Annotated in this window: 28 protein-coding genes, 1 tRNA gene and 1 riboswitch; of the genes, 18 read left to right on the forward strand and 11 right to left on the reverse strand. The window is 71.2% G+C overall.

All coding sequences use genetic code 11. The annotated features are described in order from the left end of the window. Window positions 1–19 precede the first annotated feature (19 nt). The 4 genes from ABRP24_RS01645 (at window position 20) to pstB (ending at window position 4,227) form a co-directional block, all read left to right on the forward strand. Complete coding sequence (locus tag ABRP24_RS01645; protein WP_027466628.1) at window positions 20–1,129, forward strand: phosphate ABC transporter substrate-binding protein PstS; 1,110 nt, start codon at window positions 20–22, stop codon at window positions 1,127–1,129. Between the two features lie 219 nt (window positions 1,130–1,348). Further along, window positions 1,349–2,299, forward strand: coding sequence for a phosphate ABC transporter permease subunit PstC (pstC, locus tag ABRP24_RS01650; protein ID WP_027466629.1), 951 nt, complete (start codon window positions 1,349–1,351; stop codon window positions 2,297–2,299). A 13-nt stretch (window positions 2,300–2,312) separates the two neighbouring features. Continuing rightward, on the forward strand, window positions 2,313–3,398 hold the full coding sequence (pstA, locus tag ABRP24_RS01655; protein ID WP_027466630.1) for a phosphate ABC transporter permease PstA: 1,086 nt from the start codon (window positions 2,313–2,315) through the stop codon (window positions 3,396–3,398). 49 nt (window positions 3,399–3,447) lie between these two features. Further along, complete coding sequence (gene pstB / locus ABRP24_RS01660; protein WP_027466631.1) at window positions 3,448–4,227, forward strand: phosphate ABC transporter ATP-binding protein PstB; 780 nt, start codon at window positions 3,448–3,450, stop codon at window positions 4,225–4,227. 215 nt (window positions 4,228–4,442) lie between these two features. Here the strand turns inward: pstB and ABRP24_RS01665 are convergent, their stop codons facing one another. The 3 genes from ABRP24_RS01665 to ABRP24_RS01675 form a co-directional block, all read right to left on the reverse strand. Beyond that, window positions 4,443–5,318 carry an anti-sigma factor domain-containing protein gene (locus tag ABRP24_RS01665; protein WP_071245760.1) on the reverse strand — a complete coding sequence of 292 codons (876 nt, stop codon included), beginning with the start codon at window positions 5,316–5,318 and terminating at the stop codon, window positions 4,443–4,445. Continuing rightward, entirely contained in the window at window positions 5,315–5,914 is a 600-nt protein-coding gene (gene sigK, locus ABRP24_RS01670; RefSeq protein ID WP_027466633.1) for an ECF RNA polymerase sigma factor SigK, read from the reverse strand. The genes ABRP24_RS01665 and sigK overlap by 4 nt, the downstream gene beginning before the upstream one ends. A 513-nt stretch (window positions 5,915–6,427) precedes the next feature. Continuing rightward, complete coding sequence (locus tag ABRP24_RS01675; protein WP_349847718.1) at window positions 6,428–7,057, reverse strand: DNA-directed RNA polymerase subunit beta; 630 nt, start codon at window positions 7,055–7,057, stop codon at window positions 6,428–6,430. Between the two features lie 127 nt (window positions 7,058–7,184). On the opposite strand from ABRP24_RS01675, the gene ABRP24_RS01680 reads away from it, so the two are divergent. After that, window positions 7,185–7,346 (forward strand): DUF2207 domain-containing protein, encoded by a 162-nt coding sequence (locus ABRP24_RS01680; protein ID WP_138801981.1) that lies wholly within the window; start codon window positions 7,185–7,187, stop codon window positions 7,344–7,346. Between the two features lie 53 nt (window positions 7,347–7,399). Next, window positions 7,400–7,472: transfer RNA gene (locus ABRP24_RS01685), tRNA-Lys, on the forward strand. 58 nt (window positions 7,473–7,530) lie between these two features. On the opposite strand, the gene ABRP24_RS01690 is transcribed toward ABRP24_RS01685, so the two are convergent. Then, entirely contained in the window at window positions 7,531–8,085 is a 555-nt protein-coding gene (locus ABRP24_RS01690) for an SGNH/GDSL hydrolase family protein (protein WP_301599826.1), read from the reverse strand. Window positions 8,086–8,225: 140 nt separating this feature from the next. On the opposite strand from ABRP24_RS01690, the gene ABRP24_RS01695 reads away from it, so the two are divergent. Further along, window positions 8,226–9,041 (forward strand): SGNH/GDSL hydrolase family protein, encoded by an 816-nt coding sequence (locus ABRP24_RS01695; protein ID WP_349847717.1) that lies wholly within the window; start codon window positions 8,226–8,228, stop codon window positions 9,039–9,041. A 186-nt stretch (window positions 9,042–9,227) separates the two neighbouring features. Further along, window positions 9,228–9,548: a hypothetical protein gene (locus tag ABRP24_RS01700; RefSeq protein WP_027466636.1), complete on the forward strand. Its 321-nt coding sequence runs from the start codon at window positions 9,228–9,230 to the stop codon at window positions 9,546–9,548. Window positions 9,549–9,636: 88 nt separating this feature from the next. Here ABRP24_RS01700 and ABRP24_RS01705 read toward each other — a convergent pair whose 3' ends face one another. Continuing rightward, entirely contained in the window at window positions 9,637–10,569 is a 933-nt protein-coding gene (locus ABRP24_RS01705; protein ID WP_349847716.1) for an aldose 1-epimerase family protein, read from the reverse strand. Further along, entirely contained in the window at window positions 10,566–11,420 is an 855-nt protein-coding gene (locus ABRP24_RS01710) for a DeoR/GlpR family DNA-binding transcription regulator (RefSeq protein ID WP_232749235.1), read from the reverse strand. The genes ABRP24_RS01705 and ABRP24_RS01710 overlap by 4 nt, the downstream gene beginning before the upstream one ends. 64 nt (window positions 11,421–11,484) lie before the next feature. Between ABRP24_RS01710 and galT the strand changes: the two genes are divergently transcribed. Next, window positions 11,485–12,582, forward strand: coding sequence for a galactose-1-phosphate uridylyltransferase (galT, locus tag ABRP24_RS01715; RefSeq protein ID WP_349847715.1), 1,098 nt, complete (start codon window positions 11,485–11,487; stop codon window positions 12,580–12,582). Then, complete coding sequence (gene galK, locus ABRP24_RS01720) at window positions 12,579–13,718, forward strand: galactokinase (RefSeq protein WP_349847714.1); 1,140 nt, start codon at window positions 12,579–12,581, stop codon at window positions 13,716–13,718. The genes galT and galK overlap by 4 nt, the downstream gene beginning before the upstream one ends. Window positions 13,719–13,856: 138 nt before the next feature. Here the strand turns inward: galK and ABRP24_RS01725 are convergent, their stop codons facing one another. The 3 genes from ABRP24_RS01725 to glyA all read right to left on the reverse strand — a co-directional run bounded on the left by ABRP24_RS01725 (window position 13,857) and on the right by glyA (window position 16,641). Next, window positions 13,857–14,306, reverse strand: a complete 450-nt coding sequence (locus ABRP24_RS01725; RefSeq protein WP_027466641.1) for a hypothetical protein — start codon at window positions 14,304–14,306, stop codon at window positions 13,857–13,859. A 125-nt stretch (window positions 14,307–14,431) separates the two neighbouring features. After that, window positions 14,432–15,367 carry a tetrahydrofolate dehydrogenase/cyclohydrolase catalytic domain-containing protein gene (locus ABRP24_RS01730; protein ID WP_176709460.1) on the reverse strand — a complete coding sequence of 312 codons (936 nt, stop codon included), beginning with the start codon at window positions 15,365–15,367 and terminating at the stop codon, window positions 14,432–14,434. Then, window positions 15,364–16,641 carry a serine hydroxymethyltransferase gene (glyA, locus tag ABRP24_RS01735; RefSeq protein ID WP_349847798.1) on the reverse strand — a complete coding sequence of 426 codons (1,278 nt, stop codon included), beginning with the start codon at window positions 16,639–16,641 and terminating at the stop codon, window positions 15,364–15,366. The genes ABRP24_RS01730 and glyA overlap by 4 nt, the downstream gene beginning before the upstream one ends. Window positions 16,642–16,737: 96 nt before the next feature. Next, window positions 16,738–16,822: riboswitch (ZMP/ZTP riboswitch) on the reverse strand. Window positions 16,823–16,860: 38 nt separating this feature from the next. On the opposite strand from glyA, the gene clpS reads away from it, so the two are divergent. Both clpS and ABRP24_RS01745 read left to right on the forward strand, forming a co-directional pair. Then, a complete protein-coding gene (clpS, locus tag ABRP24_RS01740) occupies window positions 16,861–17,166 on the forward strand; it encodes an ATP-dependent Clp protease adapter ClpS (protein ID WP_071245350.1) in 306 nt (101 codons plus the stop codon). Then, window positions 17,163–17,636: a DUF2017 family protein gene (locus ABRP24_RS01745; RefSeq protein ID WP_232749233.1), complete on the forward strand. Its 474-nt coding sequence runs from the start codon at window positions 17,163–17,165 to the stop codon at window positions 17,634–17,636. Before clpS ends, ABRP24_RS01745 begins: the two co-directional genes overlap by 4 nt. A gap of 43 nt (window positions 17,637–17,679) precedes the next feature. Here the strand turns inward: ABRP24_RS01745 and ABRP24_RS01750 are convergent, their stop codons facing one another. After that, complete coding sequence (locus ABRP24_RS01750) at window positions 17,680–18,552, reverse strand: NAD(P)H-binding protein (RefSeq protein WP_349847713.1); 873 nt, start codon at window positions 18,550–18,552, stop codon at window positions 17,680–17,682. Window positions 18,553–18,626: 74 nt separating this feature from the next. Here ABRP24_RS01750 and ABRP24_RS01755 point away from each other — a divergent pair, with 74 nt between their 5' ends. The 6 genes from ABRP24_RS01755 (at window position 18,627) to nagA (ending at window position 23,583) form a co-directional block, all read left to right on the forward strand. Then, complete coding sequence (locus tag ABRP24_RS01755) at window positions 18,627–19,082, forward strand: MarR family winged helix-turn-helix transcriptional regulator (protein ID WP_071245353.1); 456 nt, start codon at window positions 18,627–18,629, stop codon at window positions 19,080–19,082. 56 nt (window positions 19,083–19,138) lie between these two features. After that, entirely contained in the window at window positions 19,139–19,573 is a 435-nt protein-coding gene (locus tag ABRP24_RS01760) for a MarR family winged helix-turn-helix transcriptional regulator (RefSeq protein ID WP_027466646.1), read from the forward strand. 112 nt (window positions 19,574–19,685) lie between these two features. After that, a complete protein-coding gene (locus tag ABRP24_RS01765) occupies window positions 19,686–21,062 on the forward strand; it encodes an MFS transporter (protein WP_349847712.1) in 1,377 nt (458 codons plus the stop codon). 81 nt (window positions 21,063–21,143) lie between these two features. Next, complete coding sequence (gene purU, locus ABRP24_RS01770; RefSeq protein ID WP_110861849.1) at window positions 21,144–22,004, forward strand: formyltetrahydrofolate deformylase; 861 nt, start codon at window positions 21,144–21,146, stop codon at window positions 22,002–22,004. Between the two features lie 8 nt (window positions 22,005–22,012). Beyond that, the gene (locus ABRP24_RS01775) at window positions 22,013–22,420 is read left to right on the forward strand and encodes a YrdB family protein (RefSeq protein ID WP_051596981.1); all 408 of its coding nucleotides are present in this window, start codon (window positions 22,013–22,015) and stop codon (window positions 22,418–22,420) included. Next, entirely contained in the window at window positions 22,417–23,583 is a 1,167-nt protein-coding gene (gene nagA, locus ABRP24_RS01780; protein WP_349847711.1) for an N-acetylglucosamine-6-phosphate deacetylase, read from the forward strand. The genes ABRP24_RS01775 and nagA overlap by 4 nt, the downstream gene beginning before the upstream one ends. A gap of 16 nt (window positions 23,584–23,599) precedes the next feature. Here nagA and ABRP24_RS01785 read toward each other — a convergent pair whose 3' ends face one another. Further along, on the reverse strand, window positions 23,600–26,047 hold the full coding sequence (locus ABRP24_RS01785) for a GH92 family glycosyl hydrolase (RefSeq protein ID WP_349847710.1): 2,448 nt from the start codon (window positions 26,045–26,047) through the stop codon (window positions 23,600–23,602). Window positions 26,048–26,110: the final 63 nt, after the last annotated feature.

Consider the following 26,110-nt stretch of genomic DNA (forward strand, 5'->3'; position numbering starts at 1 on the left):
CATTCCCGAAGGGACCCCTGTGAACATCAAGCGAATCGGTTCGATCGCAGCAATCGCGATCGCCGGCGCAGTCGTGCTCTCCTCGTGCGCGGCAAACGAGGACGCGGGCAGCACCGAGTCCTCCTCCTCCACCAGCGGCAGCGACTACTCGAAGCTCTCCGGCACCCTGACCGGCTCCGGCTCGTCCGCACAGCAGACCGCGCAGGCCACCTGGGCCGCCGGTTTCCAGAACGAAGCCTCGGGCGTCACCGTCAACTACACGCCGGACGGCTCCGGCGCCGGCCGCGAGAACTTCATGTCGGGTGCCGCGGACTTCGCCGGCTCCGACGCCGCGCTGAAGGACGAGGAGCTCTCGGGCAAGTTCGAGTCCTGCAAGGCGGACACCAAGGGCATCGACATCCCCGTCTACATCTCCCCCATCGCGATCGCCTACAAGGTCGACGGCGTCAGCGACCTGACCCTCGACGCCAAGGCCATCGCGGGGATCTTCTCGGGCAAGATCACCAAGTGGAACGACTCGGAGATCGCCGGCCTGAACAAGGACGCGAAGCTGCCGGACGCGAACATCACGGTCGTGCACCGCTCGGACGACTCGGGCACCACGCAGAACTTCTCGGAGTACGTCTCCGCGAACGCTTCTGACGTCTGGACCGAAGAGCCCAGCCAGACCTTCCCGTACTCGGTCGGTGACAGCGCGAAGGGCACCTCCGGTGTCGCCTCCGCGATGGGCAACGCCACCAACGCCATCACCTACATCGACGACTCCGGTGCGGGCGACCTCGACCGCGCGAAGCTGATGGTCGGCGACAAGGCGACCGAGATCTCGGCCGACGGTGCCGCGCAGGTCGTCGCCGACTCGAAGATCGCGACCGGCCGCGAGGACAACGACCTCGCGATCGACATCGACCGCAAGGACACCGCTGACGGTGCCTGGCCGCTGGTCCTCGTCTCCTACGCCATCGCGTGCCAGGAGTACAAGGACGCCGATAAGGCCGAGCTCGTGAAGGGCTACCTCGACTACGTCGTCTCGAGCGCCGCTCAGGACGCCGCTGCTAAGGAGGCCAAGTCGGCCGCCCTCTCCTCCGACCTCGCGTCGAAGGCCAAGGACGCGGTCGCGTCCATCAAGTAAGGCCCCTTGAGCGCCCGGACGCCGGTCCCACCCACACGACCGGCGTCCGGGCACTCAGCCGTCCAGGACACCACCCGGACGCGAACCCGTCCAGGACACCGGACGCGAGCCCGTCCAGGAGCCACCGGACGCGCACCCGTCCGGACCCACGGCCCGGACACCGCACCACCACCCCAGAACCCGTCGCCTCCCCCGGCGTTCCTCCGACAGGAGTACCCCATGACGACCGCACCGGCCCAGCCAGGGGCCACCGTCACCCCGATCAAGCCGAAGGCCGTCGTCCGTGTCGGCGACCGCGTCTTCTCCGCCGCGTCGGTCATCGCCGGCGGCCTCATCCTCTTCGTGCTCGTGCTCGTCGCCGCGTTCCTCGTGTGGCAGAGCATCCCGGCCTTCTCCGCCAAGGTCGGCGAGCTGCCGGGCAAGGCCACGAACTTCTGGGACTTCGTCGGCCCCCTGGTCTTCGGCACCGTCTGGTCCGCGCTCATCGCGCTCGTGATCGCCGTGCCGCTGTCCCTCGGGATCGCCCTCTTCATCTCGCACTTCGCGCCGCGTCGACTCGCGCCGGTCCTCGGCTACGTGATCGACCTGCTGGCCGCCGTGCCGTCGGTCGTCTACGGCCTCTGGGGCATCGCCGTGCTGGCGCCCCTGGTGAAGCCGTTCTACGTGTTCCTGAACGAGTACGTCGGCTGGTTCCCGCTGTTCTCCGGCCAGGTGTCCGGCACCGGCCGCACGATCCTGACGGCGTCGATCGTCCTCGCCGTCATGGCGATCCCGATCATGACCGCGGTCATGCGTGAGATCTTCCTGCAGGCCCCGACCCTCAACGAGGAAGCGGCCCTGGCCCTCGGCGCGACCCGCTGGGAGATGATCCGCCTGTCGGTCCTGCCGTTCGCGAAGTCCGGCATCGTCTCCGCGATCATGCTCGGCCTCGGCCGTGCACTCGGCGAGACGATGGCGATCGCGCTGGTGCTGTCGGTCTCGACGAACGTCACGTTCCAGATGCTGACGTCGCAGAACCCCTCGACGATCGCCGCGAACATCGCCCTGCAGTTCGCCGAGGCCTCGGGCACCGCACTCAACGCGCTCATCGCGTCGGGTCTGATCCTCTTCGTCATCACCCTGGTCATCAACATGCTCGCGCGGTACATCGTCCGCAGCCGAGTCAGCTGAGAGGTCGCACCCGATGTCCCTCGCGCTCCGTCAGACCGGCACCGCCGGCAACGTCTACGCCAACGGCAAGCTGCACGCCTCCGTCCCGTGGCTGCTGCTGGTCGGCAGCTGGGTCGCCCTCGTCCTGGTATTCGCCCTGCTCAACGCGGGTGGCGCCGTCAAGGACTTCAACGTCGTCGCCGCGATCTTCCTCGGCACGGTCCTGTTCGACGTCCTCATCGTCGTCATCTCGCGCATCGTCGAGGGTGGCCGCAAGGCGGTCGACCGCCTGGTCACCTCGCTCGTCATCACGGCGTTCGTCATCGCGGTCCTGCCGCTGGTGTCGCTGCTCTGGACGGTCATCGCCAAGGGCATCGCCCGCTTCGACGCGAACTTCTTCTCGTACTCGATGCGCGGGGTCATCTCCGAGGGCGGCGGCGCGGTCCACGCCCTCATCGGCACGCTCGAGATCACGCTGTTCGCGGCGCTCATCTCGGTGCCGATCGGCCTGCTCACCTCGATCTACCTGGTCGAGTACGGTCGCGGCGCCCTGGCGAAGGGCATCACGTTCTTCGTCGACGTCATGACGGGCATCCCGTCGATCGTCGCCGGTCTGTTCGCCTACGCGCTCTTCGCGCTGTTCCTCGGCCCGGGTGCCCGCTTCGGCCTGGTCGGCTCCGTCGCCCTGTCGGTGCTGATGATCCCGATCGTCGTGCGCTCCACCGAAGAGGTGCTGAAGATCGTCCCGATGGAACTCCGCGAGGCCTCGTACGCCCTCGGGGTGCCGAAGTACCTCACGATCCTCAAGGTCGTGCTCCCCACCAGCCTCGCCGGCATCACCACCGGCGTCATGCTCTCGATCGCCCGCGTCATCGGTGAGACCGCCCCGCTGCTCGTCACGGCCGGCTTCACCGCGAGCATGAACTACAACCTGTTCCGTGACCCGATGATGACCCTGCCGGTGTACGCGTACACGCAGTACTCGCAGCAGGGCGCCAACCCGGTGCCGTTCGTCGACCGGGCCTGGACCGCGGCCCTCGTGCTCATCCTGATCGTGATGCTGCTCAACCTGCTCGCCCGGTTCATCACCCGTCTCTTCGCCCCCAAGCTCAGCCGCTGACCCTCCGCCCCCGCGGAACCAGCGACACCACCCACCCAGAAGGATCAACGTGTCCAAGCGCATCGAGGTCGACGGCCTCAACGTCTACTACTCGAAGTTCAAGGCGGTCGAGGGTGTCGACATCACCATCGAGCCCCGCACCGTCACGGCCTTCATCGGCCCGTCGGGCTGCGGCAAGTCCACCTTCCTCCGCACCCTGAACCGCATGCACGAGGTCATCCCCGGCGCATGGGTCGAGGGCTCGGTCAAGATCGACGGCGACGACCTGTACGGCGCCGGCGTCGACCCCGTGCTCGTCCGTCGCCAGGTCGGCATGGTCTTCCAGCGTCCGAACCCGTTCCCCACGATGTCGATCCGCGACAACGTGCTGGCGGGCGTGAAGCTCAACAACAAGCGCGTCTCCCGCTCCGAGGCCGACGACATCGTCGAGCGCTCGCTGCAGGGCGCGAACCTGTGGAACGAGGTCAAGGACCGCCTCGACAAGCCCGGCATGGGCCTGTCCGGTGGGCAGCAGCAGCGTCTCTGCATCGCCCGCGCGATCGCGGTCGAGCCGGACGTGCTCCTGATGGACGAGCCCTGCTCGGCCCTCGACCCGATCTCGACCCTCGCCATCGAGGACCTGATCGAGGAGCTCAAGAAGGAGTTCACGATCGTGATCGTGACCCACAACATGCAGCAGGCGTCGCGCGTCAGCGACAAGACGGCGTTCTTCAACATCGCCGGCACCGGTGCACCCGGCAAGCTCATCGAGTTCGACGACACCGCGACGATGTTCTCGAACCCGTCCGTGCAGGCCACCGAGGACTACGTCTCGGGCCGCTTCGGTTGATCGGCATCCGTCCGTCGCGCTGACGGACTGCCTGGAGGCCCGGTGCACGTCCGCCACGGACGCGCACCGGGCCTTCGTGGTTGCGGCGGCGTTCGTGGTCGCGCCCGGCGCCGCGGTGCGATCACGACGCTGACGTGGAACGACGAAGCCGCTGTCGTGTGACAGCGGCTTCGTCGTTCTGCGTCGGTGGCAGTCCAGCAGGACCGCCCCTGGCGTCAGGCCGTGGTGGTGGGGACCGCCATGATCGGCGAGGTGGTCGGCTGCTCGGAACCGCCCTCGGGCTCGACCGTCATGCCGATCGTCGCACCCTCGGACATCGCGCCCTTGAGCACGGCGGAGTGCACACCGTCGGCCGCACCGTCGACCAGGCCGGCCGACTTGATGGTGCCGCCCTGCTCCTCGGAGCCGATGTACCAGAGCTCGTACGTCTTGCCCTTCGGCGCCTGCTCGACACCGTCGAGGATCACCGCGGACTTGCCGAGGTCGTTCGACCACACGACCGTCGCCGAACCGCCGCCCGCGACCTTGGTCGTGGTGCGCTGGAAGTCCGACGCGGCGTAGATGCGGTCGAGGCCGCTCGAGGCCTGCGTGGTGCCGGTGCCGGAGCCGTTCGGGTCGAAGATCGATCCGACGCCGAGTCCGCCGAAGAAGACCGCGGCGACGGCAGCTGCGGCCGTCAGCATGACCGCCGGACGCTGGAACCAGCGGCGGCGAGCCTCGGAGGAAGCCCGGCCACCGGCGGTGGGGCCGTCGGCGATCGAGGCGACGTGCCTGGCGGGCTCGGGACGGGCCTCCTGGACGGAGGTGGTCTCGGCGACCGGGGTCCGGTCGACCGAGGTGTCGGCGAGGGGTGCGGCCTGAGGGGTCGTGGCGATCTGGGCCAGCAGCGACGCCTTGAGCGACGCGGGCGGCTCGATCGGTGCGACGGCGTAGGCGAGCTGCAGCGCGGTCTCGCGCAGCGAGTCGTTCTCGGCCTGCAGCTCGGGGGACGTCCGGAGGGCGTCCTCGAGGAGCGCGCGCTCGTCGTCGGACAGCGCGTCGAGGGCGTGGGAACCCGTCATCAGTGCGGGGTCGTCGTGGCGTTCGGTCATGAGGTCACCCCCATCTCGTCTCGGAGTCGGATCATCCCGTCACGGAGACGGGTCTTGACGGTGCCGATGGGGACACCGAGGTGTTCGGCCATCTCGCTGTGCGAGTAGCCGCCGTAGTACGCGAGTTGCACGGCCTGCCGCTGGAACTCGGTGAGCTTCGCCAGCGCTCGGCCGACGCGCTCGTGCTCGATGCGGATCTCGACGGACTCGGAGACCTGGTCGAAACCGGCCTCGAGGTCGCGGATGCCGATCTTGGTGTCGCGGTCGTGCGACGACTGCGAGGCACGGACCCGGTCGACCGCTCGGCGGTGGGCCATGGTGAGGACCCAGCTGGCCGCGGTGCCGCGCTTCCGGTCGAAGCGGGTGGCCTGCTGCCAGACCTCCAGGAAGACCTCCTGCGTGACCTCTTCCGACTGCGCGCGGTCCCGGAGGAGCCGCGTGATCAGACCGAGGACCCGACCGGAGAGTGCGTCGTAGAGGTCCGCGAAGGCGGCTTGGTCACCGGCGGCGACCCGGGCGAGGAGGTCGTCCGGCGATGCCTGAGCTGGCTCTGACGAGCTCCAGCGTTCGGTGTCGCTATCCACAAGGGCAAGCATTGCAGGTTTCCCTCCTCTCGGTTGCTTTCGTTGACCAGGCGGGTAGCACGAAGCCTCCGCATGGGCGGTCGAGACGAGGGGCCGGCGTGACCCACAGGGAATTGACCGGCGGTGCCGGTCCGGGTCACACCGGGCCTCTCGCTTCGTGACGGGCATTCCGACCGTCACGCAGATGATTCGGCGCGGTCCCCGCTGTGGATTGGATGGGGGTCGGGATTTCTCGGCGGGATGGGCGCGGCGGGCCTTCGCAAGGAGCGCGTGGGCACGCCCGGGGCCGGTTCTGTCCACCATGAGTGAACAGGGTCGAGTGATCAGCCAGCGTCTCGTAGACTTGATGTCGCCGGGCCGCAGCAAGCCCCGGGCTCCAAAATTCGCCGCTTCGAGCGGCCTCGCGCCGAGAGGCGCTTCTGCGGCCCGGTCTTTTCATGCCCGGATGCGTTCCGGAGTGCCCGGATGCGTTCCGGAGTGCTGCGCGGGCCTGGAGGCCCGGTGCGGGTCGGTCCCGCCGCGCGCTCAGTCCAGGCTGTCGCGGCGCCAGAGCGCCGCCGCCTCGGTCAGGTCGGCCGCCAGCTCCGTCAGGCGGAGTGCCCGCGTCGTGAGTTCGCTCGCGCGCTCGGACGCGACCAGGTCCGACTCGTCCGCCACGGCCGTCGCGCCGGCGGCGGTCAGACGACAGAACGACGCCCCGCGGTCGAGCGCCACCGCGAGGTCGCCCGTGTACAGGCCGTGCAGGATGCGGTCGGCGAGCGTCAGGATCTCGGCCGGGCCCGTCGGCTCCTCGGCACCAGCGACCGCCTGGTCGATCGTGCCGATCTGCGCCGCACCCCGCTCGAACAGGTACGCGATCTCCTCCGGGTTCTGCCGGATGACGATGCGCACCAGGTACACCCGCCAGAGCGCCCCCGGCAGGGTGTGTGCCCCGACCCGTGCCCACAGCTCCGCGATGGCGTCGATGCCGTGCACGTCGGTGTAGGTGACGAGCCGCTCGACCACGGCGGGGTCCGGGTCTTCGCGGACCCGGTGCAGCAGTGCGTTCGCGGTCTCGTGCGCGACACGGTTCACCAGCGCCGGGTCCTCACCGCCCTGGATGGCGGCGAACTCGGCGTCGGTGAAGTGGACGGGACGGTGGTGATCGCGAGGCACCGCAGCAGTGTAGGCGCGGCCGGTGACACGCCCGCGTCCCGTTCGCCCAGAACGCAACGGCTGCGCCACGCGTACCGTGTTGCGGCAGGGAGGCGCTCCTCCCTGCACGTGAAGGAGAGGATCTTCCATGAACGCCCTGCTCATCATCCTGGCTGTGATCGCAGTCATCCTGCTGTTCGTCGGCGGGTTCGCCGCGAGCCTGAAGTTCCTGCTCTGGGTGGGCATCGTGCTGCTCGTCATCGCGGTCATCGCGTGGCTGCTGCGCTCGCTCACCGGACGTCGGGGCTGACCCGGACCGACGGTTCCGTCCTGGAGGCCCTCACCCGCTAGCCTTGCGGGTGAGGGCCTCTAGCTCAGTTGGTAGAGCACCGGACTTTTAATCCGAGGGTCGTGGGTTCGAGCCCCACGGGGCCCACACCTTCGCGAACGCCGGCGAGTCCCACGGGGCCCGCACCTTCGCGAACGCCGCTATGTCAGGCAGACGCTCCACCGGCGGCGATGCGGATGGCGGTGGACAGGATCGCCCCGGCCGTGGTGCCGGACGCGACCGTCGGGTGGACGCCGTCGACGTCGGCCGCACCGGACGCGTAGGTGCCGTCGAGGCGACGGACCGGGAACCAGGGGTCGACGAGCAGCCACCCCCGATCGGCCGTGAACCGCGCGAGGTCGCGGTTGTGGGCGAACCCGCCGGCGGCACGGTCGATGTGGTCGGCGCCGTAGTCGGTCAGGTTGGACGGTGCGACCTGCCCGATGACGACGTGGTCGGCACCGACGACCTCGACGATCGCCGCGATGTTGTCGCGGATGGTCGACCGACCCACGCCGAGGCGGATGTCGTTGGTGCCCACCATGACGACGAGGACGTCGGCATCCACGGGGGCCACGGCGTTCCGCACCGCCGCCGACGTCGCGCCGCTGATGCCGACACCGCTGACGAGCCGCAGATCGGTCCCGGTCAGGAACCGGGTCCAGGAGAACGAGTTCTCGGGGTTGGTGATGCTGTCGCCGGCGTAGGTGACGGTCGTCACGGGAGCTCCCAGGGTCGGTTTCGGTCGCGGGTGTCCAGCCAACCACGCCCAGGACAGCGCTCCGCGTGCCGCCAGCGGTGTTCGCGGACACTCCTCACCGGTCAGCCGAGGTGCGGATCGGGCCGCGTAGAATCCCGGCCGTGGCCCGACGAACCGACGGCGGATGGCCGGACGGTCCCCGTTCGCTGCTGCTCAGACGACGACGCCGGAGGCGACGCCTGGTACCGGCTGTCGCCCTCGGCGCGATGAGCCTCGGCGTCGCCGGGCTCCTCGTCCTGCTCCCTACGGTGTCGGACGCGTGCCAGCCGGATCCGGGAGCGCCGACCGTGTCGGCGAGCGAGGCGGCATCGGCGATCGCCGCCGGCTCGGACGTGCTCATCGTCGGCGACTCGTACACGACCGGGCGAGGCTCGTACGACGGCATGCACGGTTGGGCGCAGGACCTCGTCGCGGAACACGGCTGGGACGCCACCATCGACGGCGTGCCCGGGAGCGGCTACGTGAACACCGGAAGGTCGCACTCCTCCGCACGGACCTACATCGCGCGGATCGAACGGCACGCGTCCCTCGATCCCGAGCTGGTCATCGTGCAGGGCAGCCAGAACGACTGGCTCGTCGACGCCGCGACGCTCGAGTCCCGCGTCGAGCAGACCCTGAGGACCGCGGAGCGACAGTGGCCGGACGCGGTCGTGGTGGCGATCGGCCCCTCGGCACCGCAGCCCCGCGCGAAGACCACCGTCGCCATCTCGGCGGCGGTCGCCGCCGGCGCACGAGACGCCCGGGTGCCGTTCATCGACGCGATCGACCGGCAGTGGTTCACGTCGGCCAACAGCGCGAGCTACGCGGCGGGCGACGGGCAGCACCTCAACGACGACGGGTACCGCTACCTGGCCGACAAGATCGACGGGGCGCTCGAGGAACTCACCAGGGCCGCGCCGAGCGAACGCTGCTCCTGACGACGCGACCGGGCGCCGGGGGCCGCGGCACCGGGGTACAAGTCCTCCTCAGCTGGCTCATGGCGGATCCCCTGCACAGCCCAGCCCGCCCTCAGCGGATTGTTGGCATAGCGCCGATATTGTCGTTCCCGGATCCGATCGACGGATCCTGCAACACAGCACCACCACGAACGAACGGGGTACACCGTGATCGAGCCCATCGAAGCCACGCAGACCAGCACCACCGGTGACGCGCGCCGCATCGTCGAGCTCGCAGCAGCGACCAACACGACGATGAGCAACGAGCTCCTGCTCGACACGCTCCGCCGCAACGCCCAGGTCACGACCCGCCACATCCGCAAGGACTTCATCGAGGTCGCCACGGCCACCGCCGTGCTCGGCTACGTCTGCCGGCAGCGCAAGGACTTCATCGCGCTCCGTGGCGACGACCCGGCATGGGCGCACGAGGTCGGCCGGTACGCGACCGAGTCCCTCGCGGTCGAGGCGCTCCGGATGCGCCGCGGCTGACGCCCGGCTCCCGACACGAACGACGAAGGCCCCGCCGGACACCCGGCGGGGCCTTCGTCGTGTCAGCGGTGCGCGCCGACCGGAGTCCTCAGGACCAGACGCGGCGGATCCCCCACGAACCGGTCCAGGTCTCGTCCGGCTCGAGCCAGCGCAGGCCCTCGCCCGAGTTCAGGGTGTTGGCGGGTGCCGTCATCGGTTCGACCGCGACCGCCAGGCCCTTCCCGTCGCCACGCGGGTACTCGCGCGACGTGAAGACCTGCACGTAGGGGAACGAGGCGTCCTGCCAGAGCTCGACCCCGTCGCCCTCGGGCCCGTGCATCGTCGTCCGGCGGATCCCCTCGGCGTCCGGGGTGACGTCCTTGTACGCGGTGTCGAGGTCCGAGTCCCCGGCCCGCCGCCCCTGGCGCAGGTCGTAGGGCGTGCCCTCGACCGGCACCGAACCGTTCGGCACCTTCTGCTCGTCGACGGTGAACGCGGTCGCGGCGTCGAGCGTGACGACCAGGTCGTCGGCGGGGGTGTCACCGGCGCGCAGGTACGGGTGCGCACCGATCGCGAAGGGTGCACGGACGCCCGAACGGTTCGTGACCTCGTGCGTGACGCGGATGCCGTCGTCGACGAGTTCGTGCAGCACGCGCGTCTCGAGGGTGAAGGGCCACCCGTGCTGCGGGTGGATCGTCGCCTCTTGCTGGATCGACGTCTCGGTCTGCGAGACCACCCGGTACGGGGCGAACCGGAGCAGTCCGTGCGACGCGTTGCCGTACTTCGGCTCCGAGACGTCGAGTTGCTGCCGTTTGCCGTCGAGCTCCCACACCCCACCGGCGACACGGTTCGGCCAGGGTGCCAGGACGATCCCGTTCGCCCCCGGCGGCTGCTCGGTCACGGGGAACGGCTCGGTGATGTCGAAGCCGGCGACGCGGAGTTCGCGGATGCCCGCGGCGACCTCGGTGACCACGGCTTCGACGACCCCGTCGGGCCCGGCGTGGTGGAGGCGGTACTGGCCACCCGTGGGTGCTGCGGTCATGGGGTGTTCTTCCTTCCGGCTGGTTCGGTGTGCTGCTCGCCGTCGGCGACGATCACCTGGGCACCGGCCGCCCGGATCGTGGCGACCGCGGCGGCGTCGGCCTCGGCGGTGACGACGACGTCGATGTCCTCGAGCGCGCGGACGACCCCGATGTGGGCCCGGCCGAACTTCGACCCGTCCGCGACCACGACGGTACGCCGGGCCGTCCCCGCGAGCATCCGCTTGGCCTCGGTCTCCGGCAGGTTCACGTTCGTCAGGCCGTGGTCGACGTCGAGGCCGGTGCCACCGAGGAACACGAGGTCGGCGGCGATCATCGGCAGGACCGCACCGTTGAAGGGCGCGACGAGTGAGTGCTGCAGGGGTCGGAGGGTGCCGCCGGTGACGATCACGGTGAAGCGCGGGACGGCTCGCTCGAGCGCGAGCGCCGTGGTGAGGGAGTTCGTGACGACGGTGACGCCGGTGAGTTCGGTGCGCGCCACGAGCGCCTCGGCGACGGCGGCGGGCGTGGTGCCGACGTCGAGGGCGACGCACTCCCCCGGGCGCACCAGCGCCGCTGCCGCACGGCCGATGGCCGCCTTGGCCACCTGGTGCTCGACGGCGGTCTCCTCGAAGGGGCGCTCGGTGGACCCGGCCCCGAGGCGGACCGCACCACCGTGCACCCGGCGGATCCGGGCCTCCTGGTCGAGGACGGCGAGGTCCTGGCGGACCGTCACCTCGCTGGTGCCGAGGGACGCGGCCAACGCGGCCGTCCGGACCATGCCCGGGGCGCCGTCGACGATCGCGACGATGCGGTCCTGCCGCAGGGGCGCGGGCAGCGCGCCGGCGAGGAAGGAGAGGTCGGCGTCCGTCATGTGGACAGTTTCGCTTGCTTCCGATGTCCTTCGCAACGCTTCGGATCGGCGCTAGGCTGTTCCGGTGATCACCAAGCGCGTGACGAAGCTCGCGGACGGCCGCGACCTCTTCTACTTCGACGACGCCGACTCGACGCTGCCCGCAGAACGCAGCATCGACGAGCGCGTGCTCGACCCGCGGCCCGAGACGGCGCGGATGCGGCAGGACGTCCTGACGGGCGAGTGGGTGTCGATCGCGGCGTCCCGGCAGAACCGGGTGTTCCTGCCGCCGGCCGACCAGGACCCGCTCGCGCCCCAGGGCCCGGCCAACCCGTCCGAGATCCCGAGCCGCTACGACGTCGCCGTGTTCGAGAACCGGTCGCCGTCGTTCGGCCCGCTGCTCGAAGCCGATGACGCTCCCGAGTCGCTCGAGTCCCTGAGCGACGTCGGCCTGAACCGCCAGCTCCGCTCGGTCGGCCGGTGCGAGGTCGTGTGCTTCTCGCCCGAGACCTCCGGGTCCTTCGCCTCCATCTCCGAGTCGCGTGCCCGCACCGTCGTCGAAGCCTGGGCCGACCGCACCGCCGCACTCTCCGCGATGCCGGGCATCCAGCAGGTGTTCCCCTTCGAGAACCGGGGCGAGGCGATCGGCGTCACGCTGCACCACCCGCACGGACAGATCTACTCGTACCCGTACATCACCCCGCGCACCCAGCGACTGCTCGCGAGCATCGAACGGTTCGGCCCGGACCTGTTCGAGCAGCACCTGGCGAACGAGCGGGGTTCCGAGCGGGTCGTCCTCGCCGGCGAGCACTTCACCGCCTTCGTCCCGTTCGCCGCGCGCTGGCCCATCGAGATCCACATGCTGCCGCACCGTCACGTCCCCGACTTCGCCGGCCTGACCGACGCCGAGAAGGACGAGCTGGCGCACATGCACCTCCGGCTCACCCGTGGGCTCGACGCGCTCTACGGCGACCCGACGCCGTACATCGCCGCGTGGCACCAGGCACCGGTGCACACCGCCCGCGACACCGTGCGGCTGATGCTGCAGATCACCTCGCCGCGACGTGCGGCGGACAAGTTGAAGTTCCTGGCCGGCAGCGAAGCCGCCATGGGCGCCTGGATCGGGGACCTCGTGCCCGAGAAGGCGGCCGAGTTCATCCGACAGGGAGTCGAGCGCGCATGACGTTCCAGCAGGTCTACGGGTACGAGCCGACGGTGCGGTACTCCGCCCCGGGTCGCGTCAACCTGATCGGTGAGCACACCGACTACAACGACGGGTACGTGCTGCCCTTCGCGATCGACCGTCGCACCACCGCCTCCATCGCGCAGCGCGACGACCGGACGATCCGCGTCGCCTCCGCCTTCGACGCCACGAGCGAGCCGGTGGCGCTGTCCCTCGACGACCTGTCGCCCGAGGCCATGAGCGGCTGGTCGGCCTACGTCCTCGGTATCGCCTGGGCCCTGCGCGAGCAGGCCGGTGCCGATCTGGGCGACAAGACCGGGTTCGACGTCTTCATCGAGTCCGACGTCCCGGTCGGTGCGGGCCTGTCGTCCAGTGCGGCGATCGAGTGCGGTGTCGCGCTGGCGTTCAACGACCTGTGGGAACTCGGCCTCGACCGGAAGACCCTGGCGCGCGTCGGGCAGTACTCGGAGAACCACGCCGTCGGTGCCCCCACCGGGATCATGGACCAGTCCGCCTCGCTGCTCGGCGAGCAGGACGCCGTCGTGTTCCTCGACTGCCGCACGCTCGACACCGCCGTCGTCGACCTGGCGCTCGAGGCGAACGGGCTCGAGGTCCTGGTCATCGACACCCGCGTCGAGCACGCCCACGCGACCGGTGGCTACGCGGCTCGTCGGGCCTCGTGCGAGAAGGGTGCGCGGGTGCTCGGTGTCGAAGCGCTGCGTGACGTCAGCGTCGAGGACCTCCCTCGTGCGCAGGAGCTCCTGGACGACGAGACCTTCCGCCGCGTTCGGCACATCGTGACCGAGGACCAGCGCGTCCTCGACACCGTCCGCACGCTGCGCGAACAGGGCCCCCGGGGGATCGGTTCCCTGCTCGTCGCGTCGCACGAGTCGATGCGCGACGACTTCGAGATCTCCGTGCCGGAGCTCGACCTGGCCGTCGCCACGGCGGTCGAGCGCGGTGCCGTCGGTGCCCGCATGACCGGGGGTGGATTCGGCGGCGCGGCGATCGCGTTGGTCGACCAGGAGTCGCGCGGGGCGATCACCGCCGCCGTCACCGCTGCCTTCGCCGACGCCGGGTACCGCGAGCCGAACGTGTTCACGGTGCACGCCGCGCAGGGCGCCCGGCGCGACTGACGGCGCGGCGCGCGCGGGCGCTCGGGCGCTCGACGTTTCGCGCTCAGCGACAGCTCACGCGGCGATCAGCCCGTGGGCTGTCGCTCAGCGCGAAAGAACGGCAGCACCCCGACCGCCCGACCGCGCGCGTCCGCCTACTCAGCCGAGGTAGTCCGCGTACCGGACGTACTCCACGACGTTCCCGAGCACGAACGGGTGCGTCCGACCGTGCTCCACGGCCCACTCCACCCACGCGGTCTGCGCCGGCATGAGCAGCCACACCACGACGGTCGTCCCGAGCACGGCAGCCAGGGTCAGGCCCATCACGGTGTGCTCGTCGAAGCGGGCTGCACCACGGCGGGCGATCGCGACGACGAACCCGGCGACCGCGAACCCCACCGTCGCGAGCGTCCACCCGAACCAGGGGCCCGACGTGAACGTGTACTCCTGGCCGGCGTGCGCGAGTGTCATCGACCAGGTCGACCCCGGAGCCTGGAACAGCACGCAGAGCGCCACGATGACGATCAGCCACCGGGCGTCCTTTGTCAGTTGCGACGGCTCGGGCCGGGGGCGCATCACCGGCGCCGTCTGCAGTCGTTCGTCCCCCATGCCGCGACCGTAGCACCGGCGGAGTGCACTTCGTGAGCAGCAATGGTCGGGTGCGATGACGCCACCCGACCATTGCTGCACTCCGTCAGCACGCGACCGGCACGCCGCACGCGACGCCCCGCGCGCTACGACAGCTGGCGCTCGGCGGCCTCGACGACGTTCTTCATGAGCATCGCGCGGGTCATCGGCCCGACACCACCGGGAGTCGGCGACAGGAAGCCCGCGACCGATGCGACCGCGGGGTCGACGTCGCCGTGCAGCTTCGCCTTGCCGGTCTCCTCGTTGACCACGCGGGTGATCCCCACGTCGATGACGGCGGCACCGGGCTGCACCCAGTCGGGCTTGACGAGCCCGGCGACCCCGGCCGCGGCGACGATGATGTCGGCACGACGGCACTCCGCGGCGACGTCGGCGGTCAGCGAGTGCGTCAGGGTCGCGGTCGCCTCGAGCCGCGTGAGCAGCAGACCGAGCGGCCGTCCGACGGTCAGCCCCTGCCCGATGATCGTGACGTGCGCACCACGGATCGGGATCTCGTACGCGTCGAGCATCGCGACGATGCCCCGAGGGGTGCACGGCAGCGGTGCGTCGATCGTGCCGGCACCACCGGGCACGGCGAGCACCAGCTCGCCGAGGTTCGTCGGGTGCAGGCCGTCGGCGTCCTTCGCCGGGTCCATCAGCTCGAGCATCGGCGTCGGGTCGATGCCGTGCGGCAGCGGGAGCTGCACGATGAACGCGGTGACCCGGGGGTCGTCGTTCATCTGCAGGATCGCGGCCCGGATGTCGGCAGCGGACGCCGTCTCGGGCAGGTCGATGCGGTGCGAGTCGAGCCCGATCGACGCCGAGTCGCGGTGCTTGCCCGCGACGTAGGACATCGAGCCGGGGTTCGAGCCGACCATGATCGTGCCGAGGCCCGGACGGATGCCGTGCTCGTGCAGGCGGTCGATCCGGCCCCGGAGTTCGTCGAGCGTCCGGGCGGCGAGGGCGGTGCCGTCGATGCGGACGGCACTCCCTTCACCGGCCCAGAGCTCGCGCGGGAGCGCCGCGCTGACCGAACCGCTCACGCGTAGAGCGGGAACGCGTCGGTCAGGACCTTCACGCGGGCCGAGAGCGCTGCGACGTCCGGGTTCGGCATGAGGGCCAGCGCGATGATGTCGGCCACCTCGGTGAACTCGGCGTCGCCGAAGCCGCGGGTCGCCAGCGCCGAGGTGCCGATGCGGACACCCGAGGTGACCATCGGCGGGCGCGGGTCGAACGGCACGGAGTTGCGGTTCACGGTGATGCCGACCTCGTGCAGCAGGTCCTCGGCCTGCTTGCCGTCGACCTCGGACGCGCGCAGGTCGACCAGCACCAGGTGCACGTCGGTGCCGCCGGTGAGCACGTCGATGCCCGCCGCCTTGGCGTCGTCGGCGGTCAGGCGGGCGGCGAGAGCCTGGGCGCCACGGATCGTGCGCTCCTGACGGTCCTTGAACTCCGGGGTGCCGGCGAGCAGGAACGCGGTGGCCTTCGCGGCGATCACGTGCATGAGCGGGCCGCCCTGCTGGCCAGGGAAGACCGCGGAGTTCAGCTTCTTGAACAGGGTCTCGTCGTTCGACAGGATGATGCCCGAGCGGGGGCCGCCCAGGGTCTTGTGGACCGTCGACGAGACGACGTGGGCGTGCGGGACCGGGGACGGGTGCAGACCGGCGGCGACGAGGCCGGCGAAGTGCGCCATGTCGACCCAGAGCTTCGCGCCGACCTCGTCCGCGATCTCGCGGAACTTCGCGAAGTCGAGCTGGCGCGGGTAGGCGGACCAACCGGCGATCAGGACCTTCGGCTGGTGCTCGATGGCCTTCGCGCGGATGTCGTCGTAGTCGACCTCGAACGTCTCGGGGTCGACGCCGTACGCCACGGCGTTGTAGATGCGGCCGGAGAAGTTGAGCTTCATGCCGTGGGTCAGGTGCCCGCCGTGCGCGAGCTCGAGGCCGAGGATGGTGTCGCCGGCCGAGGCGATGGCGTGCAGGACGGCCGCGTTCGCCGTCGCGCCGGAGTGCGGCTGCACGTTCGCGTACTCGGCACCGAAGAGCGCCTTGGCACGGTCGATGGCGAGCTGCTCGGCGACGTCGACGTACTCGCAGCCGCCGTAGTAGCGCTTGCCCGGGTAGCCCTCGGCGTACTTGTTGGTGAGCACGGAGCCCTGCGACTCGAGCACGGCGCGCGGCACGAAGTTCTCGGACGCGATCATCTCGAGGGTGTCGCGCTGGCGGCCGAGCTCCTGCTGCAGGACGGCGGCGATCTCGGGGTCGACCTCGGTGAGCGGCGCGTTGAACGCGGCGCGGGCGGCGGCCTGCTCGGCCACCTCGGCCGAGTCGGAGACGAACGGGGGCAGATCGGCAATGGACACGGGACTCCTACGGTGTGCGGACGACCAGCTGGTCGCACTCGGACGGTCGGTCGGTGCAGCCCAGGCGTACGGCCGCGCACCGTGTCTTTGTCGCTCCCCGATGGTGACCCATCCAACGCCAGTCGCGACCTGACGATCGTACCGAGGGACCCCGCCCTGTGTCACCCTGGATGCATGACGCTGCTCTCGCCCGACGTGGACGAACGGACCACCACGGACGAACGGACCAGTGCGCGGGCGGACACCCCGTGGGTCACGGTGGTGTGGGACGACCCGGTGAACCTGATGTCGTACGTCACCTACGTCTTCCAGCGGCACTTCGGGTTCTCGCGCGAGCAGGCCGAGCGGCTCATGCACCAGGTGAACGACGACGGTCGGGCGATCGTGGCGTCGGGTCCGCGCGAATCGATGGAGGCCCACGTGCAGTCCATGCACGGCTACGGGCTGCAGGCGACCGTCGACAAGGCCCCCGAAGCGTGATCCCGTTCGTCCGCCGCGCCGACGGCGTCCACCTCGGCCTGTCCTCCGGCGAGCGCGACCTGCTCGCCTCGCTCACCGAACAGCTGCGGCAGGTGCTCGGCGGCGACCTGTCCACCGATCCGATCAGCGAGCGGATGTTCCCGGACGCCTACCCCGGTGACGACGAGGCGAGCGCGGAGTTCCGGAAGTACACGCAGTCCGACCTGCTCACGCAGAAGACGACGAACGCCTCGATCGTGCACGACTGGCTGACGGGCACCCGCGACGGTTCGCTCGACGCCGAGGACGAGCAGGCGTGGCTCCGCACCCTCACCGACCTGCGGCTGACGATCGCCGACCGGCTGGGCATCGAGGACGTCGACGACGAGGAGCGCTCCGTCGAGGCCGACGCGGGCGTCGGCCTGCGCGACGTCTACGACTGGCTCGGCTACGTGCAGGAGCACCTGGTCGTCACGCTCACGTCGCGCTGACTGCCCACGGCCTGGAGGCCCGGATCACCTCCGGCGCGACCGGTCACCCCAGCAGGTCGTCGCGGTGGGCTCGCGCCCAGTCGGTCAGGCTCCGGGGTGCGGTGCCGGAGATGCGCAGGACGTCGTCGCTCATCACGTCGACGCCGTCGAGGCCGCGTCGGACGACCCGGCCGAACTGCTGCCGGAGCCCCTCGGCCTGCCAGGCGGGCACCCCGCTCAGGCGCAGCACACCGGCGTAGACCCGGCTCGGCAGGTGCAGGGCGCGCACGGGTCGGCCGAGCCCTGCGGTGAGCGCGGCGGCGACACCCCGCGCGTCGAGCAGGTCCGGCCCGGTGAGCACCGGTTCGGTGCCGTCGTGGCCGTCCTCCGTCAGCACCCGGGCGGCGGTCCGGGCGATGTCCTCGGTGTCGATCCAGCCGATCACCCCGCGGCCCGTGGTGTGCGGGAACCACCCCCGTCGGATCGCGGGCGCCGAGGGCTGCACGTTCGTCATGAACGACGAGGGGTGCAGGATCGTCCACGCCAGCCCGCTCTCGCGCACCATCCGGTCGATGTGCCAGGCGGCGCTCGCCCACGACATCGGGGAGTGCTCGGCGGCGTCCCCGCCCGACAGCTGCACGATCCGGCCGACCCCGGCCCGCTGCGCCGCACGGACGCCGGTGGTGCCCTGCTCACGCTGCCGCTGGCTGACCGGCGTCACGAGGAAGAACCGGTCGACCCCGTCGAGCGCCGCGGTGAGCGCGTCCTCGTCCTCCAGGTCGGCCAGGCGGCCGTCGATGCCCCGCGCCCGGAGCGCGTCGACCTGCTCGGGTCGTCGGACGACGGCTCGCACCGTCACCCCTGCCGCCCGCAGCAGCTCCGCCGTCTTGCCCCCGACGTCCCCGGTCACGCCGGTGACCGCCACGATCTCGCCCATGTCTGCTCCCGTCCCACTGACCCGTCCTGGTATCAGTTTCCTGATACGTGAACGTACGTCGGTACGATCACCCCGTGCCCCAGGAACTCCCAGCCCCGCGTGACGACGTCGACGGCATCGTGGCCTGGACGGTGATCCGGGCCGCACGGACGCTCTCCCGCCGACTCGCGGCCGAGCTGGCGCCGCTCGGGCTGACACCCGTCGAGTTCGGGGCGCTCATCCAGCTCGCAGCGGCCGGCGAGCTCAGCCAGGCCGACCTGGCGCGGGCGGTCGGCGTCCGACCGCAGAGCATGACGACGCTCGTCGGGGGGCTCTCGACGCGGGGACTCGTGGAGCGGGGTGCTGCACCGGGCCGCGGACGGGCCTCCCGGATGCGACTGACCGACCAGGGCGAGGCGCTGCTGGCACGCGCCCACCCGATCGTCCGGGCGAGCAACGCGTGGTTCGGCGACGGCGCGGAGCCGATCTCGGCGACCCTGCTCCCGCTGCTCGAGCCGGACGCGGGCGACGTCGGTTCCGCCGTTCCCTGACCGGTATCGGAAGGCAAACTTGCAAGGTGGGCTGGTGACGGACTAGCCTCCGGGGCGTGACCGACGCACCGGAGACCGACCCGACCGACCTGGCCGACGCCGTGCTGACGATGCACGGGCGACTGCGGCGGTCGCTGCTGGCCTCGAAGTCGGACGACGTCACGGCGTCGCAGACCGCCGCCCTCGGACGCCTCCTGCGGCACGGGCCGGCCACCATCGCCGACCTGGCCAGAGCCGAGGGTGTCCGACCGCAGTCGATGGGCGCGACCGTCCAGGCCCTGGTCGACCTCGGTCTGGCCGAGCGGCAAGCCGACCCGACGGACGGCAGGCGGTCGATCGTCAGCGCGACGGCGGCCGGCCGGGACGCGCGCCAGACCGCCTGGGCCGCGCGGAACCACGAGCTCGCCGAGCGGCTCGCGACCCTGCCCGAAGCGGACCGCCGCGTCGTCGCGCGGGCGATGGACCTGCTCGGGCCGATCGTCGATCCCTGACCCGCACCCCTCGCCCAGTCCTGCAACCGGAAGAAGCGCTCTCACGTCCACCACCACCACGACCCCCGACACGACCACGGCCAGCGGCTTCGGTCCGAAGCTCCTCATCCCGGTGCTCGTCGGGCCCCTGCTCAACCCGATCAACACCACGATGGTGTCGGTCGCCCTCACCCCGATCTCCCGCGACCTGGGCATCGGTGCGGCGCAGGCGATCTGGCTCGTCGCGGCCCTGTACCTGGCGAGTGCGATCGCGCAGCCCACGATGGGCAAGCTCGCCGACCGGTTCGGCCCGAAGAAGGTGTTCCTGACCGGGCTCGTCATCGTCGGGATGGCCGGGGTGGTGCCCGAGGTCCTGACCGGGTTCGGCGGCGCTGTGTTCGCCCGGGTGCTCATCGGCATCGGGACGTCGTCGGCCTACCCGGCGGCGCTCACCACGCTCCGGCAGCACTCCGCCCGGATCGGGAAGCCGACGCCGCCGCTCGTGCTCGGGGCGCTGTCGATCACGTCGCTCGTGTCCGCCGCCGCCGGCCCACCGCTCGGCGGGGCGCTCATCGCCGCGTTCGGCTGGCACGCGATCTTCCTGGTGAACGTGCCGCTCGCGGTGTTCGGCATCGTCGTGGCGACGCTCTGGCTGCCGTCCGACCGGCTGCGTCCGCGCGACGACGCCGACCTGCCGGTGCTGCAGGCGCTCGACCCGCTCGGCATGGTGCTGATGACCGGGACCGTCTCGGCGCTGCTCGTCTTCCTGCTCGACCTGTCCGCCGGGCTGTGGTGGCTGCTCGCGGTGGCGCTCGTGCTGCTCGTCGCCCTCGTGGCGTGGGAGCTCCGGGCCGTGCGACCGTTCGTCGACGTGCGGCTGCTCGCCCGGAACGGCGCGCTGTCCCGCACGTACGGCCGCCTGTTCCTGACGTACCTGCTCGCCTACACGATGACCTACGGGTTCTCGCAGTGGGTGCAGGACGTCGCGGGTTACCCGAGCGACGTCGCCGGGTACATCCAGCTGCCGGCCGCGATCGTCGCCGGGGTGGCCTCGTTCGTCGTCGCACGGAAGACCGCGATCCGCGGGCCACTCGTCGTCGCCGCGCTGGTGCCGATCCTCGGCGGTGTGCTCCTGCTCTTCCTGCACACCGGGTCGCCCGTCGTCCTGCTCGCCCTGACCCCGGCGCTGTTCGGGGTGCCGCAGGCGCTGGCGTCGGTGTCGAACCAGGCGGCGCTGTACCGGCTCGTCCCCGCGGAGTACATCGGCACCGCGGCCGGGCTGTCCCGCACCGCGGTGTACATCGGGGCGATTGCTGCGTCCTCGCTGATCGGCGGCGTGTTCGGCCAGGCCCCGACGACGCCGGACCTGCACGTGCTGGCGTGGGTGATCCTCGGCGTCGCGGTGCTCCTGACCGTGCTGACCCTGGCCGACCGTCGCCTGCGTGACGCCGACGCACCGGCCCCTGCGCGTGCGCCCGACGCCACCGCCGCTGCGTCTGACGCTTCGTGAGCAGGAAGGGTCGGGTCACCGCTGCCCACTCGACCGTTCCTGCTCACGAAGCACATCTCCCGCGGCCGGTACCCTGATCCGGTGACCGACCCGACCCCCACGCACTGGACCCTGACGCTCGTCTGCGACGACCAGCCCGGGATCGTGCACGCCGTCTCCGGAGCGATCGTCGCCGCCCAGGGCAACATCACCGAGTCGCAGCAGTTCTCCAGCGCCGACACGAACACGTTCTTCATGCGCCTGCAGGTGATGGCGCCGGTGGACCGCGCCGCCTTCGAGGCAGCGCTCGCCCCCGTCGCCGCCCGCTACGACGCCCGCGTCCAGCTCGACGTCGTCGGTCGTCCGCTGCGCACCCTCGTGCTGGTGTCGAAGGCGGGCCACTGCCTGAACGACCTGCTCTACCGGCAGCGCGGCGGACAGCTGCCGATCGAGGTCCCCCTCGTGCTGTCGAACCATGCGGACCTGTCCGAGCTCGCCGCGTTCTACTCCGTGCCGTTCGAGCACCGCCCGGTCACCGACGCCGAGTCGAAGGAGCAGATGGAGCGACGCGTGCTGCAGGCGGTGGAGGAGCACGACATCGAGCTCGTGGTCCTCGCCCGCTACATGCAGATCCTGTCGCCCGAGCTCTGCGCCGCGCTCGAGGGCCGTGCCGTGAACATCCACCACTCGTTCCTGCCCGGCTTCAAGGGCGCGAACCCGTACCGGCAGGCGCACGCCCGCGGGGTGAAGCTCATCGGTGCGACCGCGCACTTCGTGACGAGCGACCTCGACGAGGGCCCGATCATCGAGCAGAACGTCGTCCGCGTCGACCACACCAAGGAACCGGCCGAGCTGGTGTCCATCGGGCAGGACGAGGAGTCCCGCACGCTCACCCAGGCGGTGCGCTGGATCGCGGAGGACCGCGTCCTGCTCGACGGCGCCCGCACCATCATCTTCAAGTAGGCAGCACCATGACCAACGCCCCGCAGTCCCCCGTCGACTGGGAATCGGTTCCCGACCCGGCCGCCGTCCGGCAGCCGCGACGGCGGTTCGAGGCCTGGATGGTCCTGCGGATCGCCGTGATGGTGTTCGGCCTGCTGTCCCTGGCCTTCTGGGGCTACTGGTCGTGGCAGCTCCCGCTCCCCGGCTACCTGTTCATGGTCGGTGCCCCGCTGTTCGCCGCGGTCGTCTGGTACTTCTTCCGGTCGCCGCGGTCCCCGATCGAGACCGACATCGTCGGCAAGACCATCGTCGAGGTCGCCCTGGTCGTCGCCGCAGGCGCGACCTGGATCTCCATCGGGCACCCGGTCGTCGGGATCGTCTTCATCGTGATCGCCGCCCTGAGCGGCCTGATCGCGTTCCGCAAGGAGACCGCATGAGCACCACGGGCCTCCAGACCGGCCAGGAGGCCCAGCGCACGCTGGTCCGCGCAGCCCGCGTCGTCGACACGGCCGGCACCACGGCCGACGGCTGGGTCCTGGTCGTCGGCGACACGATCCACGCGACCGGTTCCGGCCCCGAGGCCCCCGCGGCCGACCGGGTCGTCGACCTGGGCGACGCGGTCCTGACGCCCGGCTTCGTGGACCTGCACGGGCACGGCGGGGCGACCGAGGCGTACGAGGACGACTCGTTCGACCGTTCGCTCGCGATGCACCGTTCGCACGGCACGACCCGCTCCGTCCTGTCGCTCGTCGCGAACCCGGTCCCCGCCCTCGCGGCGTCGCTGACCCGCGTCCGCGCCGTGATGGCGACCGACCCGCTCGTGCTCGGTGTGCACCTGGAGGGACCGTTCCTGTCCCCGCACAACAAGGGTGCGCACAACGAGTCGTTCCTGATCGACCCGACGCCCGCCGCGGTCGACGCGCTGCTCGGAGCGGGCGAGGGCGTCATCCGACAGGTCACGATCGCGCCCGAGCTGCCCGGAGCCCTCGACGCCGTCCGCCGGTTCGTCGAGGCCGGCGTCACGGTCGCCGTCGGCCACACGGTCTGCACGTACGACCAGGCCCGCGCCGCCTTCGACGCCGGGGCGACGATCCTGACCCATGCGTGCAACGCGATGCCCGGGCTGCACCACCGCGCACCGGGGCCGATCGGCGCTGCCGTGGCGGACGACCGCGTGACGCTCGAGCTCATCCTGGACGCCGTGCACGTGCACCCGGTCGTGGCGGACACGCTCTTCCGGGCGACGCCGGGTCGTGTGGCGCTCATCACCGACGCGATGGGTGCCGCCGGCGCTGCGGACGGCTCGTACCGCCTCGGGTCGCTCGACGTCACGGTGACCGACGGGGTCGCGCACGTCGCGGGGACCGACACCATCGCCGGGTCAACGTTGACGCAGGACGTGGCGCTCCGCAACGCGGTCTCGCTCGCCGGGCGGACCCTGCCCGAGGCCGTGGCGGCGCTGACGAGCGTGCCGGCCGCGGCGCTCGGGCTCGGCGACCACCTGGGTCGGCTGGCTCCGGGGTTCGCCGCGGACCTCGTGGCGCTGTCGCCGTCGCTCGAGGTGCAGCACGTCTGGGGCGGCGGGCGCGAGCTGCGCTGAGCCGCGCAGCGCGTGTTCAGCGGTCGACCGGGCGCCCCCGCTCGCCGCTCGCCCACGACGTGTCCGCCGTCTCCCCGACCCGGAGCGACAGCGTGCCGCCCCGGGTGACGAACCACTCCGGCACCCACGACCGCTCGAGCGTCCGCCCGTTCAACCGGGCTCCCTGCACGTACGGCTCGGTCCCGGTCGACCGGATGACGATCCGCTCCCCGCTCGAGCGCCGGATGTCGACCGTGCTGAACGTCGGGCTGCCGATGAGCATGTCCGCTCGGCCGGGCGTCTGCGGGAACAGGCCGATCGAGGCGAAGACGTACCAGGCGCTCATCGTGCCGAGGTCGTCGTTGCCGGGCAGGCCGCCGGGGCCGGTCGAGTAGGCGTCGTCCACGACCTGCCGCACGGTCTCCTGCGTCTTCCAGGGCTTGCCGAGGGCGTTGTACATCCACGGCGTGTGGATGTCGGGCTCGTTCGTCGGGTCGAACTTCGTGGCGTCGCCACCGGTGACCGCCCAGTTGCCCGAGGCGTCGTGGAAGAAGTCGTCGAGCCGTGCGACCGCGGCGTCGTCACCGCCGAGCGCACTGGACAGCCCCTGCACGTCCTGCGGCACGAGCCAGGTGTACTGCGCGCTGGTGCCCTGCGCGAACCCGGTCCCCGTCGACGGCGACCAGCCCGGCGTCCACGAGCCGTCGGCCTGCCGCGCGGCCTGGTACCCGACGGCGGCGTTGAAGGTGTTCTTCCAGTAGCTCCCCCTCTCGGCGAACATCCGGGCGTCGGAACGAAGTCCGAGGGAACCCGCCCAGTACCCGAGCGCGCTGTCGGAGATCGAGTCCTCGAGGGTCTCGGCAGCACCGCCCCAGCAGGAGCAGTCGTCGTTCGCCGCGTACTGCCGCTCCAGGTACTCGTCGAGTGCGGGCCGCTGCGCCAGGCACTGCCCCGGGCACCCGATGTCGCTCTCGGCGTCCGCGTTCTCGACCGTCGCCTGGCGTTTCAGCGAGGCGTAGGCGGCCCGGACGTCGAAGTTCCGGACGCCCATGGCGTACCAGGTGGCGAGCGTCGCGGCCGAGGGGTCGCCGGTCATCACGTGCGTCGGCGCGCCGAGGTGCAGCCACCGGTCCCACACCCCGCCGTTCTGCTCGGCGAACCGCAGCATCGACTGCGCCATGTCCCCGGCGACGTCCGGCTGCAGCAAGGCCAGCAGCTGGATCTGCGCCCGGTACTGGTCCCACCCGGAGTACGTGCCGTAGACGGCCCGGTGTCCGCGGTCCATCCGGTGCACCCGCAGGTCCGGGCCCAGGTAGCGCCCGTCGCGGTCGTTCAGCGTGTTCGGCTGCATGAGTGCGTGGTAGACCGACGTGTAGAGCTGGGTGGTCCGGTCCGCCGTGCCGCCGCCGACGCGCAGGCGCGACAGTTCACGGTTCCAGGAGGCCCGTGTGCCGGCCGCCACGCTGGCGACGGTCGAGCGCCCGGTCACCTCGCCGTCACGGTTGGCGACCGCACCGGCCGCGCTCACGTACGAGATGCCGATCTTCGCCTGCACCGTCGCTCCGCGACGCGCGTCGAACCCGACCCACGCGCCGGAGCCGCGTCCGGCGCGGTCGGCCCCGGTCAGGTAGCCCTCCCCACCGGAGGAGGACGTGCCTCCAGGCTGGACCGTGCCGTCCTTCCAGGTGCCGGTGCTCGCGAACGCCGTGTCGAAGGTCGCGGTGAAGTACAGGCGGTAGTAGCTGCGGCGGTCCGGGTTGGTGGCGCCGCCGCCGTTCGCGCGGCGGCTGCAGAAGCCGCCCGTCAGGACGCTGCCGCTGACCGTGCGGGTGCGGGGGTCGACGCGGGTGATCGCGGCCTCGCTGCCGTTGATCGAGTTCGACGTGCGGAACAGCAGGTTCGCGTCCTTGCCGGCCGGGAACGTGAACGCGCCGACGCCGGCGCGCGTGGTGACGGCGAGGTCGGTGCGGACGCCGTTGTCGAGCGTGACGCCGTAGCGGCCGGGGCTCGCGGACTCCTGGTCGTGGGAGTACCCGGCGGCGTAGACAGCGTCCTTCGAGTCGGCCGACGGCGAGGTCGTGACCGGGGTCGTGACCGGCATGATCGGCACGTCTCCCGCAGCACCCGGAGCACACCCGGCCCCGTTCAGGTGCGTCAGGCTGAAGCCGCGCAGCCGGTTCACGTCGTACGAGTAGCCGTTCGCGACCGGGGTCGACGTCTGGTCGCCCGCGGTCCCGGTGGGACTCCACTGCACCATGCCGAACGGTGCGGTGGCCCCGGGCCAGGTGTTGCCGTTGTTGCTCGTGCCGACGAAGGGGTCGACGTACCGGGCCGGATCGCTCACGGTCCGTTCGGCCTTCGTCGACGGCGAGCCCACCGCCGGCGCGGCGACGATCCCCGTGCCCAGCAGTGCGGCGATCGTGGCCACCGCGGCGAGCGGGAGCGGACGGACGAGCGGGCGACGGTGCACGCGAGATCGGTTCACGTTCGTGACGTTAGCCCCCTCGGACGGGGGACGTCCGATCTCGTCACCGAGCGCTCTCCCGCT

Source organism: Curtobacterium sp. WHRI 8282 (assembly GCF_040223925.2).
In the GTDB taxonomy this organism is placed as follows: Bacteria; Actinomycetota; Actinomycetes; order Actinomycetales; family Microbacteriaceae; genus Curtobacterium; species Curtobacterium flaccumfaciens.

Excerpts from the sequence above, each read along its gene's own strand:
- pstC (WP_027466629.1), top strand. The coding sequence starts at position 1,349 with ATGACGACCGCACCGGCCCAGCCAGGGGCCACCGTCACCCCGATCAAG.
- pstA (WP_027466630.1), top strand. The coding sequence starts at position 2,313 with ATGTCCCTCGCGCTCCGTCAGACCGGCACCGCCGGCAACGTCTACGCC.
- ABRP24_RS01665 (WP_071245760.1), bottom strand. The coding sequence starts at position 5,318 with ATGACCGAACGCCACGACGACCCCGCACTGATGACGGGTTCCCACGCC.
- sigK (WP_027466633.1), bottom strand. The coding sequence starts at position 5,914 with ATGCTTGCCCTTGTGGATAGCGACACCGAACGCTGGAGCTCGTCAGAG.
- ABRP24_RS01680 (WP_138801981.1), top strand. The coding sequence starts at position 7,185 with ATGAACGCCCTGCTCATCATCCTGGCTGTGATCGCAGTCATCCTGCTG.
- ABRP24_RS01705 (WP_349847716.1), bottom strand. The coding sequence starts at position 10,569 with ATGACCGCAGCACCCACGGGTGGCCAGTACCGCCTCCACCACGCCGGG.
- ABRP24_RS01710 (WP_232749235.1), bottom strand. The coding sequence starts at position 11,420 with ATGACGGACGCCGACCTCTCCTTCCTCGCCGGCGCGCTGCCCGCGCCC.
- galK (WP_349847714.1), top strand. The coding sequence starts at position 12,579 with ATGACGTTCCAGCAGGTCTACGGGTACGAGCCGACGGTGCGGTACTCC.
- ABRP24_RS01725 (WP_027466641.1), bottom strand. The coding sequence starts at position 14,306 with ATGGGGGACGAACGACTGCAGACGGCGCCGGTGATGCGCCCCCGGCCC.
- clpS (WP_071245350.1), top strand. The coding sequence starts at position 16,861 with ATGACGCTGCTCTCGCCCGACGTGGACGAACGGACCACCACGGACGAA.
- ABRP24_RS01750 (WP_349847713.1), bottom strand. The coding sequence starts at position 18,552 with ATGGGCGAGATCGTGGCGGTCACCGGCGTGACCGGGGACGTCGGGGGC.
- ABRP24_RS01775 (WP_051596981.1), top strand. The coding sequence starts at position 22,013 with ATGACCAACGCCCCGCAGTCCCCCGTCGACTGGGAATCGGTTCCCGAC.
- nagA (WP_349847711.1), top strand. The coding sequence starts at position 22,417 with ATGAGCACCACGGGCCTCCAGACCGGCCAGGAGGCCCAGCGCACGCTG.